This window comes from Mycobacterium sp. ABE4_509, from assembly GCF_056160785.1.
On sequence record NZ_JBSWXU010000160.1, the window covers coordinates 1 to 11,573 of the forward strand.

Annotated in this window: 10 protein-coding genes and 2 pseudogenes; 5 read left to right on the forward strand and 7 right to left on the reverse strand. The window is 68.2% G+C overall.

The window, feature by feature from the left end:
- Positions 1-305: pseudogene (locus tag ACXAID_RS24055) on the forward strand (amidohydrolase family protein); the annotation flags it as partial.
- Here the strand turns inward: ACXAID_RS24055 and ACXAID_RS24060 are convergent.
- Complete coding sequence (locus ACXAID_RS24060) at positions 302-1,540, reverse strand: cytochrome P450 (RefSeq protein ID WP_475024698.1); 1,239 nt, start codon at positions 1,538-1,540, stop codon at positions 302-304. The pseudogene ACXAID_RS24055 and the gene ACXAID_RS24060 sit on opposite strands and share 4 nt — an antisense overlap.
- Before the next feature lie 16 nt (positions 1,541-1,556).
- Positions 1,557-2,588, reverse strand: coding sequence for an LLM class F420-dependent oxidoreductase (locus ACXAID_RS24065; RefSeq protein ID WP_475024699.1), 1,032 nt, complete (start codon positions 2,586-2,588; stop codon positions 1,557-1,559).
- A gap of 77 nt (positions 2,589-2,665) precedes the next feature.
- Here ACXAID_RS24065 and ACXAID_RS24070 point away from each other — a divergent pair, with 77 nt between their 5' ends.
- A complete protein-coding gene (locus ACXAID_RS24070) occupies positions 2,666-4,162 on the forward strand; it encodes an acyl-CoA carboxylase subunit beta (protein ID WP_475024700.1) in 1,497 nt (498 codons plus the stop codon).
- 48 nt (positions 4,163-4,210) lie between these two features.
- Here the strand turns inward: ACXAID_RS24070 and ACXAID_RS24075 are convergent, their stop codons facing one another.
- Genes ACXAID_RS24075 through ACXAID_RS24085 form a run of 3 tightly spaced genes read right to left on the reverse strand, consistent with a single transcriptional unit; the run spans position 4,211 to position 6,721 of the window.
- Positions 4,211-5,254, reverse strand: coding sequence for a TIGR03857 family LLM class F420-dependent oxidoreductase (locus ACXAID_RS24075; RefSeq protein ID WP_475024701.1), 1,044 nt, complete (start codon positions 5,252-5,254; stop codon positions 4,211-4,213).
- A 46-nt stretch (positions 5,255-5,300) separates the two neighbouring features.
- Positions 5,301-5,675, reverse strand: a complete 375-nt coding sequence (locus ACXAID_RS24080; protein WP_475024702.1) for an ester cyclase — start codon at positions 5,673-5,675, stop codon at positions 5,301-5,303.
- On the reverse strand, positions 5,672-6,721 hold the full coding sequence (locus ACXAID_RS24085; RefSeq protein ID WP_475024703.1) for a phosphotransferase: 1,050 nt from the start codon (positions 6,719-6,721) through the stop codon (positions 5,672-5,674). Before ACXAID_RS24085 ends, ACXAID_RS24080 begins: the two co-directional genes overlap by 4 nt.
- A gap of 93 nt (positions 6,722-6,814) precedes the next feature.
- Here ACXAID_RS24085 and ACXAID_RS24090 point away from each other — a divergent pair, with 93 nt between their 5' ends.
- Positions 6,815-7,447, forward strand: coding sequence for a TetR/AcrR family transcriptional regulator (locus tag ACXAID_RS24090; protein ID WP_475024704.1), 633 nt, complete (start codon positions 6,815-6,817; stop codon positions 7,445-7,447).
- Here ACXAID_RS24090 and ACXAID_RS24095 read toward each other — a convergent pair.
- Complete coding sequence (locus tag ACXAID_RS24095) at positions 7,404-8,540, reverse strand: alpha/beta hydrolase (RefSeq protein ID WP_475024705.1); 1,137 nt, start codon at positions 8,538-8,540, stop codon at positions 7,404-7,406. The genes ACXAID_RS24090 and ACXAID_RS24095 overlap by 44 nt on opposite strands.
- Complete coding sequence (locus ACXAID_RS24100) at positions 8,537-10,159, reverse strand: flavin-containing monooxygenase (protein WP_475024706.1); 1,623 nt, start codon at positions 10,157-10,159, stop codon at positions 8,537-8,539. The genes ACXAID_RS24095 and ACXAID_RS24100 overlap by 4 nt, the downstream gene beginning before the upstream one ends.
- 259 nt (positions 10,160-10,418) lie before the next feature.
- Here ACXAID_RS24100 and ACXAID_RS24105 point away from each other — a divergent pair, with 259 nt between their 5' ends.
- Both ACXAID_RS24105 and ACXAID_RS24110 read left to right on the forward strand, forming a co-directional pair.
- The gene (locus ACXAID_RS24105; protein ID WP_475024707.1) at positions 10,419-11,432 is read left to right on the forward strand and encodes a Rieske 2Fe-2S domain-containing protein; all 1,014 of its coding nucleotides are present in this window, start codon (positions 10,419-10,421) and stop codon (positions 11,430-11,432) included.
- Positions 11,429-11,573: pseudogene (locus ACXAID_RS24110) on the forward strand (cysteine hydrolase); the annotation flags it as partial. The gene ACXAID_RS24105 and the pseudogene ACXAID_RS24110, both read left to right, overlap by 4 nt.

The window sequence follows — 11,573 nt, forward strand, 5'->3', positions numbered from 1 at the left end:
TCTGCTGGGAAGCCGACTACCCGCACAGTGATTCGATGTGGCCGGGGGCCCCCGAGCAGCTGGCCGAGGTGTTCACCACCAACAACGTGCCCGATGCCGAGATCGACAAGATGACCTACGAAAACGCGATGCGCTGGTACAACTGGGACCCGTTCACCCACATCTCCAAAGAACAGGCCACCATCGGCGCGCTGCGCAAAGCCGCCGAAGGCCACGACGTCTCCATCCAGGCACTGTCGCATCACGACAAGGGAAGCCGGCAGGACGCCCTGCACGCCGCGGCACGCGGCAACTCGGGTGACTAGTCGGTCAGCGTGTAGCGGATCGGCAGGTGCTTGGGACCGCCGACGAAGATGGTGGCGGTGTGTTCGGGCGCTCCGGCAAGTTCCACCGACTTCAGCCGCGGCAGCAGTTCGGCATAGAAGCTGTTGATCTCCATCCGGGCCAGCGCCGCACCCAGGCAGAAGTGCACCCCGTAGCCGAAGGCGACGTGCTTGTTGGGGTCGCGTCCGACGTCGAAGGTGAACGGGTCGCTGAACACGTCCTCGTCGCGGTTGCCCGACGGGTAGGACAGCAGCAGTGACTCCCCCTCCGCGATCGGCACCCCGCGAACCACGGTGTCCTGCTGCGCTGTTCGCATGAACTCCTTGACCGGGGTGACCCAGCGGATCATCTCCTCGACGGCCAGCGGAAGCAGCTCGGGATTGCGCTGCAGCCGTTGCAGCTGGTCCTGGTTCTCGGCCAGCGCCTGAAGCCCACCGGAGATCGTCGCGCTGGTGGTGTCGTGTCCGGCGGTGGCGACGATCAGGTAGTAGGACACGGTGTCGATGTCCGACAGCGGCTCGCCGTCGATGCGGGCGTTGGCGATCGCCGACGCGAGGTCCTCGGTCGGCTGCGCCCGGCGGGCCGCGGTGATCTCGTTGAAGTAGGTGAACATCTCGACCAGTGCCATGCCCCGCTCTTCCAGCGTGGCTCCGCGCTGCATCTCCGCGTCGTCGGCGCCGAACAGCTCCTGGGTGTAGGTCAGCATGCGAGCGAAATCGGACTCCGGGATGCCCAGCAGCGACATGATCACGTAGAGCGGGAAGTTGACCGCGACCTCCTGGACGAAGTCGCATTCCCCGCCGCGGTCACGCATCTGGTCGACGAACGATTTGGCCAGCTCGTCCACGCGAACCTTCAGTGCGCGCATGGCTTTCGGGCGGAACCAGTCCGCGCCGATGGCCCTGACCTTGCGGTGCTGCGGGTCGTCCATGTGGATGAGCGTGCGCACGCCCATCGCCTCCTGCTGGGCATCGCCCTCAGCGGTGGTCAGCACCGGCCGCGGGAAGTTGGTGAACAGCGTGTTGTCCCGCTCGATGGCCATGATGTCGGCGTGCTTGGTGATCGCCCAGAACGGCCGGTAGCCCTCCACGTCGACCCAGGACACCGGGGCGTGGGCCCGCAGGTGGGCCAACGCCTGGTGCAGCCGCACTTCATCGGCATAGGCGGCCGGTTCGGCGAAAACTCTGGCGGCCTCGTCGGCAACTCGAACGCTCATCGGATCTCCTCTTCGGTCACGCGCCGCTGCGCAGGTCGGCCACCAGGTCAAGCACCGTTGCCTCGTCGACAGTGGCCGGAAAGCCCACCAGCACACGGTCGATCAGGCCGGCACACCTCGTCTGGATCTTCTTGACGACGTCCTCGACCGGGGCCACCACCGCGAACGCGTCCAGGATCGGGTCATCGATGAGCATGCCCATCTGGTCCCATTTGCCCTCTCGGGACAACCGGTGCAACTCGGTCTGCAGCTCACCCCAGCCGTGCAGTTCCAGCACCTTGCGATAGGCGGGGGTGGACGCGTAGAACGCGATCTGCTTGCGGGTGCCGACCGAGGCCGCGGCGACCTCGGCCTCGTCGCGTCCGGTCACCACGAACAGCGGGCAGGCCAACTGGAAATCGTCGCGGGCACGTCCGGAGCGCTCCAGTCCGCGCGACAGCGTCGGGATCGTCACCTCCCGCAGATAGCGTTCGGTGGTGAACGCGTGGGCCAGCAGGCCGTCGGCGACCTCGCCGACCATCTCGGTCATCCGGTCGCCCACCGCGGCGACGAAGACCTTGGGGTCGGCGAAGGAGTGCGCCGGGGGTACGAACATCGGCGTCATCAGCGTGTGGCTGTAGAAGTCACCGTCGAACGCCAGCGTGCTGCCGTCGCGCCAGCACGCCCAGATCTCGTGCATGGCCAGCACGAATTCCCGCATGCGCGCCACCGGCCTGCTCCACGGCATGCTGAAGCGCTTCTCGATGTGCGGCTTGATCTGCGAGCCCAGCCCCAGGATGAGCCGGCCCTGCGAATAGTCCTGCAGGTCCCAGCCGATCTGGGCCATCGTCATCGGATTGCGGGCGAACGCCACCGCGATGCTGGTGCCCAGTTCGATACTGGAGGTGTGCTCGGCAGCCAGCGTCAGCGGCAGAAACGGGTCGTGGTTGATCTCGGCCGTCCAGCAGCCGTCGTAGCCGCGCCGCTGCAGCGTGCGCGCCGCATCCGACACCGCGGCAAGCTGGCTGACGACGGCCGCATCAACCTTCAGGCCGCCTCCAGCACCCATGCTGAGCGACGCTACAGTAAGCAATTCAGTAAGGTCAACGTTGCACGCCGCGTCGTCGTCCAAGACAGGAGATGTTGATGGCCAGGACCGAGGATTGGCAGCAGACCCTCGAGGAACTCACGCGACGCCGAGGCCACTCCCGCGCCATGGGCGGTGACGAACGTGTCGCCAAGCACCACGGCAAGGGCAAACTGGACGCCCGGGGCCGCGTCGACCATCTACTCGACAAGGGGTCGTTCCGGGAGTTCGGCACCCTGGTCGGCGGCGACATCGCCGCCGACGGCATCGTCGCCGGCGCCGGCATGATCGGCGGCCGTCCCGTGATGGTGGGCGCCGAGGACTTCACCACGCTGGCGGGCAGCATCGGCCCGGGCGGCAACGCCAAACGCTACCGATTGGCCGAACTGGCGCTGCGCGACCGGATCCCGCTGGTGATGCTGCTCGAAGGCGCCGGTTTCCGGCCCAGCGGCGAACACTACGGCCGCACCCCCACCGACCTGCTGGCCCAGGCGCAGTGCTCGGGCAAGGTCCCGACCGTCAGCGGCCTGTTCGGGCCGTCAGCCGGGCACGGCGCGCTGGTCGCGCCGGTATGCGACTGGACGATCATGACCAATCAGGGCGCCATCTTCACCGCCGGCCCCCCGGTGGTCAAAGAGTCCACCGGAGAGGACATCACGAAGGAGGACCTGGGCGGACCGTCGGTGGCGCTGGCCAGCGGGGTGATCCACAACCTCGGGTCCGACGACGCCGCGGTGCTCGACGACATCCGCCGGTATCTGTCCTACTTCCCGTCCAGCGCCTGGTCGTACCCGATCTCGCTGCCCGCAGAAGAGTCGACCGGCCCGCGACCCACACCCGAGCTGCTCGACATCGTGCCGCGCGGCAACCGTCAGGTCTACGACATGCGCGCGGTGCTCGACGTGGTGTTCGACGACCAGAGCTGGTTCGAGGTGCAGCCCAAGTTCGGGCCGGCGATCATCTGTGCGCTCGCGCACCTGGGCGGGCATCCGGTCGCCGTGGTCGCCAACCAGCCCCGGGTGCTGGCCGGCTCGATCGACGCCGACGCCGCCGACAAGGCCGCGCATTTCATCACGGTGGCCGATTCGTTCCACCTGCCCATCGTGTTCCTCGCCGACAATCCGGGGATGCTGCCCGGGAGCCGGTCGGAGAAGACCGGCGTGTTGCGCAGCGGCGCACGCATGTTCGCCGCCCAGACCGCGGCGAACACCATCAAACTGCACGTGACGCTGCGCAAGGCCTACGGTTTCGGGTCGATGGTGATGTCGCTGCTCGGTTTCGACAATCAGAGCGCCACCTACGCCTACCCGGGAGCCACCATGGGCGCGATGAGCGCGGCGGCGCTGAGCCGGGCCTCGCACGCCGCCGAGGATCTCGAGGCGCGGCTGCGGCAGGCCGAGGTGGATGCGTCGTTCCGGTCGGCCGGACATCTCGGGTTCGACGATCTGATCCACCCCGAGGAGACCAGAGACGCGCTGCTCGACGGCCTCGAGCGGGCCCTCTACAGCCGCCAGGCGAATGCCGAACCGGTGGCCCGCACCGTGATCACCCCCTAGCCGTGGCGATGTCGGTGTGGTGGGTGGCGCTGAGCGCGACCCACCACATCACTCCGAAGCGCGGTAGGCGGCGATGATCGGCTCGAGTTCGGTGGGCGTCGCACCGTGCATGATGACCGCGTCGGCGCCGTAGTCGAACTCCTTGCGCACCCGATCGACGCACTGCTGCGCCGAACCGGTGGCCGCGGGCTCCATCCACTCGTCGGGGATCAGCGTCGCGATGTGCTCGATCTGCTCGGCGGTGGCCTTGTGGTCGATGCCTCCGGCGATCGACTGGACGACCGCGTCGTCGCGGAAGCGCTGCAGCACCGCCGGATCCCAGCCGTTGGTCTTGACCAGGAGGTCTCCGTAGCCCTGCAGATAGGTGGCCAGCCGGGCCACCGTCTTCTTCATCCGCAGTTCCTCGGGCAGGTGATCGCCGACGGTGGCGAAGCACGACCACACCCGCACGCTGGCCGGGTCCCGGCCGGCCTGCTCGGCCGCGTCCTTGACGGTCTTGACGGCCCGCTGCAGCGTCTCGGGGGTGAAATAGGTGTGCAGGATGACGTCGTCGAACTCGCGACCGCCCAGCGCGAGGGTCTTGGGCCCGAACGCGACGAGGGCCAGCCGGATGTCCTCGTTGAAGTCGGGATCGAGAAAGAGCAGCTGGTACTTGCCGATGGGGCCGTCGTGGTTGAAGATCAGCTCGCCGTGCCAGAGCTTGCGCATGACCTGGGCGAAGTCCTCCATCTGCGCCGTGGTGACCGACGAGACGCCGAATGCGCTGTACATGGCGGCGACCCCGCGGCCGAGCCCGAGGGTGAACCGTCCGCCGGAGAGCCGGTGCATCGTGGTGGCCCACGACCCGGTGATCAGCGGATGCCGGGTGTTGTGGTTGGTCGCCGCGGTGGCGATCTGCATCCGGCTGGTCACCGCGAGCGCCGCGCCGGTCAACGACGACGCCTCCTTGACGTTCCAGCGCTCGGAGATGAACCCGGTGCCGAACCCGAGTTCCTCGCCGCGGCGCGCCTCGTCCATCAACGTCGCCGGCCCCTCGCCGCCGGCGCCGGCCAACAGGTAGAAGCCGAGCTCGTCCAGGGTGCGCTCTGTCATCGTGCGGTCGCTCCGATCGGTTTTCTGCTCTTCGCGCGAGCGCTCATCATGTCCAAACTCCTTGCTTGTAGCCACAATTCCAGACTTCGGTGATCCGGCCGTCCACGACCCGGAAGATCTCCATGCTGCCGATCATGGCCTCGGCGCCGTCCTTGGCCCGCGTCGGACACTCGTAGACGATCGCCACATGTTCACCGTCGTCGCCGGCGACCACCAGGTTCAGATCGAAGCGGATCGACTCGAAGATCTCCAGGTAGTCGACGACGCGCTGCACCGCCTGGTCGTGGGTCAGTGTGGTCGACTCGCCGACTTCGTGACGGATCACGGTGTCACCGAGCAACTCGTCGGCCAGGGCGACGTCACGGGTGTTCCAGACCACCAGGTTGTAGAGCTCCACCACTTCGCGTGCGGTCCGGGTCATTCGAACACCTCCAGTGCGTCCGTCTCGTCGACGGCGGCTACCGCGCGAGCGGTGAGTTCCAGACACAGCGACCGCGAGCGTTCCGGCAGCCCGTCGAAACCCACCAGGATGATGACCGGCAGCAGCATCAGGTAGGCGGTGGCGAATCGGTAGTGGCGCCATGCGTCGTCGAACCGGTAGCTGCCCGGCTCGAGGCCGCCGAGGTAGTCGCGCAGCAACGCCTCGTCACGGCCCCGCCGCGCGTCGGCGGGCAGGCCCTGGGTGACCAGGTAGGCGATGTCGGCGGCGCCGCAACCGACCGCGGCCAACTGGAAGTCCACGACCTTGAGCCGGCTACCGTCGAAGAACATGTTGTCGGCCCGGATGTCGCCGTGCAGCAGCATCGAGCGTTCGGTCAGTGCGGTGAGCGCCTGGGGGGCCAGTTCGGCGAAGCGTTCGGCGAACCGGGCGACCCGGGGTGGGACGTCAGCGCCCGATTTGTCGCGGTATGTCTGCCACCCCGGCGCGAACGCCGGGACCAGCAGATCCCGTACCACCGATGTGGAGATGCTCGGGAAGTGCTGCAACACAGCACTGTTGGCCGGCTGAACCGACCACGCGTGCAGTCCCGCGAGGGCATCGACGGCAAGCCGGGCCCGGTCCAGCGACAGCCCCGCCAGATGGTCGGGGTTGTCCCAGCCGTGTAGGTCCTCGAGCAGCAGGACGAACTCGGCGCTGTCCTCGGCCTGTCGGGCCGCGTACACCTGCGGGGTCTGTAGCGGCGCCCGCCCGGCCACCTCGCTGTAGAAGGTCAGTTCCCGCCGGTAGCCGCCGAGCAGCTCCATGGCCCCGCGCGCCTCGGAATCGGCGGGCAGCTTGGCGATGACGGTGGGCGGTACGTCCGCGTCCCCGGTGAGGTGCAGCCGGTACAGCAGCGACGAGAACCCGGTGTCCAGGGCGATCCGTTCGGCGCGAACCCCGGTGACCGCAGCGCCCAGCACGGCACTGAGCCAGGTGGGGGTCAGCCCGTCGACGCCCGACGGCACCGGCGCCGCCGCAGTGCTCACGCCGGCCGTCGATCCGTCCGAAGTCACCCTTGACCTCCCGAAATATTTGACGCTGCGCAACTAAGTTAGTTGTCGCGCGTTTAATATGCAAGGGTGCCCTCCCCCGCCCGCGGGCTCTCCCAGCCCGAGCGTGTCGAGATCTCCGGGCGCCGCCTGGTCGAGGCGGCGGCCGCGCTGATCGTCGAAAAAGGTTGGGAGGCAACCACCGCCGCTGAGATCGGGCGGCGCGCCGGGTACAGCAGGGCCATGGTGCACGCCCGGTACGGCAGCAAGGACGCCATCCTCGATGCGTTCTTCCTGCACGAATACGTTCGCGAGCTCAGCCCGGAACCCGATCCGGCGGCCAGTGGACTGGACGAGGCGGTCGGCCACTTCGATCGGGTGCGGCACCTGTTCAGCGAAGACCGCGAGTTCCTGCGGGCGATGTTCGTGGCCACCTTCGAAGCGGTCAAGACCACCTCGCCGCTGCGGCCGCGGGTACAGGCGTGGCTGAACCGGGGCATCGACAAGGTCGAAGCCGGACTTCGCCGGGGCGTTGCCGACGGCTCGGTACGCCCGGACACCGACATCGAAAGAGCGACCGGCGATCTCAGCGCCGCTGTGTTCGGGTCTGCCTATCTGTGGATCGTCGGCGACTGCGGCTACGACCTCGACCGCGAACTGCGCTACATCCGTGACAGGTTCATCCGCGACTACGGGACGTCGGCCCGGGAACCGACCCGCTGAGGTCGCGCAGCCACCGCTCCGACGCCGCATGCACACCGCCGGCGAACAGGTGCCCGACATGACTGCCCGGGTGCCAGTGCAGCTGCCCGCCCCACCGGTCATGCAGCGCCACAGCGGGTTCCCGCCGGGCCATCTGGTCGTGCCAGGCCCCGACGATCAGCCGGCGCTGGGGCGGCGCCGACGGTTCGACCGACTGGTAGTCCACCGCCGACATCACCTGCTCGGCCGCGGGCGAGCCGAGCAGGTCCACCGTGTCGCGTACCGACGGCCCCCAGCGGCCCAGGTGCGCGGCGATCATGGTGTTCAGGCCGAAGATCGGCGTGTACACCGCCACCGCGTCCACCGGCTCCAGATGCGAAACCAGCCCGGCGACCGGACTGCCCATCGACACCCCGGACACCGCGATCGCACTCGCCTGGGGACGCAACCACCGCACGACAGCCCGGACCTCGGACACCGCACGCATCATGCCGGCCACATTGGCCAACGGATCCATGTTCGGATACGACGGCCAGGCGTGGCGCCGTACCCCGCAGCCGGGCTGCACGGTCAGCGCGACGTTGAAGCCGAGTCGCTCGGAGATGCGGCGCGCCCGGGCGAACAGCAGATCGATGGGCTGCCCCTGGCCGGCGCCGTGCACCCACACCAGCCACGGTTTGGGTTCCTCGCCGCTGCGGCACAGGTGCACGACGGCCGACGCCGGCCCGCCGAATCCCTCGGCGGCCAGCGACGCCGGCAGCCGGGGATCGTGGGCGAACGACATCTGTTCGTAGGACCAGCGCCCCAGTCGCTGCCAGCGCAAGGAGGTGATGCGCAGCGGCGCGGGTTCGGCGTTGGCTCCGGCTACGCCGAGCGCGGACAGTTCGGCCGCGGCAGCTGCGCACGATTCGGCCGTCCGCTCCAGCTTGGGTGGTGGCGCGGTGAGCGTCATGCCGGTCAGCGCCAGTTCGTCGAGCGCGACCTCGCCGAGTTGGCCCAGCCCCCGCAGCGACCACGGATTCCAGTCTTCGGATGCGGCGACGGCGCCGTGCGCGCGGGGCAGCACGCCGGCGAAGTCGCGGCCGATGCGCCAGATCCGCTCGGCGGGCTTCACGCGAGCTTGAATCCTGCGTAGCCCGCTTCGGCGATCTCGTCACAGCGCCGCCGGTACTCGGGGATGCCCGCGGTGTAGCCCATGTACATGCGCTTCTTGCCGGGAACGTTTCCGCCGTTGTACCAGGAACTGCAACTGGGGTGCACCAGCACGGTGGGCGCGACGATGGCGGTGGCCTCGTCGATCCACTCCTGCTGGGCCTCGGGCAGGGCTTCGATCGTGCGGTAGCCGTGCTCGCGCAGGTAACGCACACACGCTCCGATCCACTCCACGTTCTGCTCCATCGCCGCCACGAAATTCGCCGCCGCCGAAGGGCTTCCCGGGCCCTGGATGGTGAACAGGTTGGGGAAGCCGGCCACTGCCAGGCCCAGATAGCTCAGCGGCCCCTCCTCGGTCCAGAACTCGCGCAGCGACGCACCGCCCCGGCCCCGGACGTCGATCCGGTTCAGCGCACCGGTCATCGCGTCGAAGCCGGTGGCATAGATGATCACGTCGAGTTCGTGCAGTCCCTCCCCGGTCTCGATGCCGGTCGGACGCACCGACACGATGGGGTCTTCGCGCAGGTCGACGAGGGTGACGTTGTCGCGGTTGTAGGTCTCGTAGTACCCCTGGTCGATGATCGGCCGCTTGCAGGCGAAGGGGTGGCTGGGGGTCAGTGCCCGCGCCGTGGCCGGGTCCTCGACGATGCGGGCCACGGCCTGGCCGTAGAGCTGTGCGGCCATCTGGTTGGCCTCGATGTCGAAGAACAGATCACCCCAGTTCAGCGCGCCCATGATGCCGTCGGCCTCGACCGCATTCGCCCGTTCCTCGGCCGATGCCGTCTTCAACGGGGGCTTGACCAGCATCTCCAGCAGCACCGAGAACGCGCTCAGCCGGGCCGCCCCGACGGGGTGTTCGCGCTGGGCCGCGCGGATCTGCGGGTAGTTCGCCTTGAGCTCGTCGAGCTCGCCCGGCTCGAACGGGCGGACCTGCCACGGCAGCGTGTAGGCCGGTGAGCGCTGGAACACCGTGAGCTGCTCCACCTCCGGCGCCACCACCGGGATCAGCTGGACGCCGGTGGACCCGGTCCCGATGACCCCGACCCGCTTGCCGGAGAGATCGACCTCTTCCTCGGGCCAGCGGCTGGTGAACAGCGACCTGCCCGAGAAGCTGTCCATCCCCGGGATCGTGGGCTCCAGGGGTACCGAGAGGATCCCGGTGGCCGCGATGACGAACGGCGCGACGAAGGTGGCGCCGGCCTCGGTACGCACCGTCCATTCGGCGGCGTCGTCGTGGTAGGTCATCGCCACCACGGTGGTGTCGAACGAGATGTCGCCGCGCAGGTCGAGACGGTCGGCCACGAAGTTCAGGTATGCCTCGATCTCGGGCTGGGCGGGCATCGTCTCGGTCCAGACCCACTCCTGCTGGATCTCCTCGGAGAAGGAGTAGGAGTACTCGATGCTCTCGATGTCGCAGCGCGCCCCCGGATAGCGATTGAAAAGCCAGGTGCCGCCGACGTTGTGCGCCTTCTCCAGCACCCGCACCCGCAGGCCGAGCTCGCGTAGGTGGTGCAACGCATAGAGCCCGGAGAACCCGGCGCCGACGACGATCACGTCGTAGCGGGCAGTGTCAGCATCCATGTCAGCGTCGATCGTCAATGTTCCTCCGACCCGAGGTCCCCCGCGCCGGGGGGCTTGGCCAAGTTACTGTTTCCATTACAGTATCGCCGCCTGTAGCGGCTGGGTCCAGATCGGGTCAATCGGTGCCGTCTGTCCACCGCCCGGAGCGGGGTTCTCGTGACCCGGCCCGACCCGAGCACCGCCGCACCCTTTCTCGGCGGCTCCCGTAAGAGCTACAGTAATATTTTCCATTGACAGCCCGAGTCACCTGGGAGGCGCGGTGAAAGTTCCGTTCACATGGAAAGTCACCGGATGGTTCATGATCGGCTGGTCCGCCGAGTTCGGCGACAAAGAGGTGCGACCGCTGCGCTATTTCGGCGAGGACCTCGTCGCCTATCGCGACGAGGCGGGTGAGCTGCACGTCCTCGAGGCCCATTGCCAGCATCTCGGCGCCCACATCGGCCACGGCGGCAAGGTCGTCGGCGAGTGTGTCGAGTGCCCGTTCCACGGCTGGCGGTGGGGGCCGGACGGCACCAACCGCTACATCCCCTATCAGCCCGACCGGCCCAACCGCGGGCTGCGGCTACGTTCGTACCCGGTCGCCGAACAGTACGGCTGCGTGTTCATGTGGTACCAGCCGCAGGGCAAGGAGCCGCAGTGGCCACTGCCGGACATCTTCCACAAATTCCCGCAGTTCGAGACGGACCCGAACGCCTACTACCGGCCCTATCCGGAGTTCTCCAGCCGCGCCGACGCGATCCCGGTGCACCCGCAGATCGTCGCCGAGAACGGTCCGGACAGTTCGCACTTCCGCTACGTGCACGGCGCCACCGTGACGCCGGTGTGTCTGCACTGGGAGCACGTCGACGAGGAGTGGCGGTTCCTGACCGGCTGGCCCGACGCCAGCAGCGACGACCCCGACAAGATGGCGCTGCGCATCCACAGCCACTTCTCCGGGCTGGGCTTTGCGATGAGCGCGTTCGAGGGTTCGTCGAACCACCGGCTGATCTTCGCCTGCACGCCCGTCGATGACGAGGTGTCGGACATGTTCTACTCGATCTGGTGGCCGAAAGTGCCCGGCGAGACGTCCGACATTCCGCCGGACAAGGTGCGCGCCAAGGTCGAACGACAGTTCCTCAAGACGGTGTGGGAGGACTGCGACATCTGGCGCTACCAGAAATACATCGAGAATCCGCCGCTGGCGAAGGTGGACGCCAAGCCCTACATGGCGATGCGCAAGTGGGCTCAGCAGTTTTACGAGGTCCCGCCCGCCGGGACCCCGGCAGGCGCATGAAACCCGACCTCGCCACACTGGCCGCACCCGGCCACACCGCTGTGGTGACCCAGGAATGCCAGGGCGCGATCGTCGGACCCGACGCCGGGCTCGGCGCGCTGGGCGCCGAGGCACGCCGTGCGGCGCTGCCCAACATCGCCC

Bases quoted from the DNA above. Each gene is read 5' to 3' on its own strand.
- ACXAID_RS24060 (WP_475024698.1), bottom strand. From the start codon at position 1,540: ATGAGCGTTCGAGTTGCCGACGAGGCCGCCAGAGTTTTCGCCGAACCG.
- ACXAID_RS24065 (WP_475024699.1), bottom strand. From the start codon at position 2,588: ATGGGTGCTGGAGGCGGCCTGAAGGTTGATGCGGCCGTCGTCAGCCAG.
- ACXAID_RS24070 (WP_475024700.1), top strand. From the start codon at position 2,666: ATGGCCAGGACCGAGGATTGGCAGCAGACCCTCGAGGAACTCACGCGA.
- ACXAID_RS24075 (WP_475024701.1), bottom strand. From the start codon at position 5,254: ATGACAGAGCGCACCCTGGACGAGCTCGGCTTCTACCTGTTGGCCGGC.
- ACXAID_RS24080 (WP_475024702.1), bottom strand. From the start codon at position 5,675: ATGACCCGGACCGCACGCGAAGTGGTGGAGCTCTACAACCTGGTGGTC.
- ACXAID_RS24100 (WP_475024706.1), bottom strand. From the start codon at position 10,159: ATGGATGCTGACACTGCCCGCTACGACGTGATCGTCGTCGGCGCCGGG.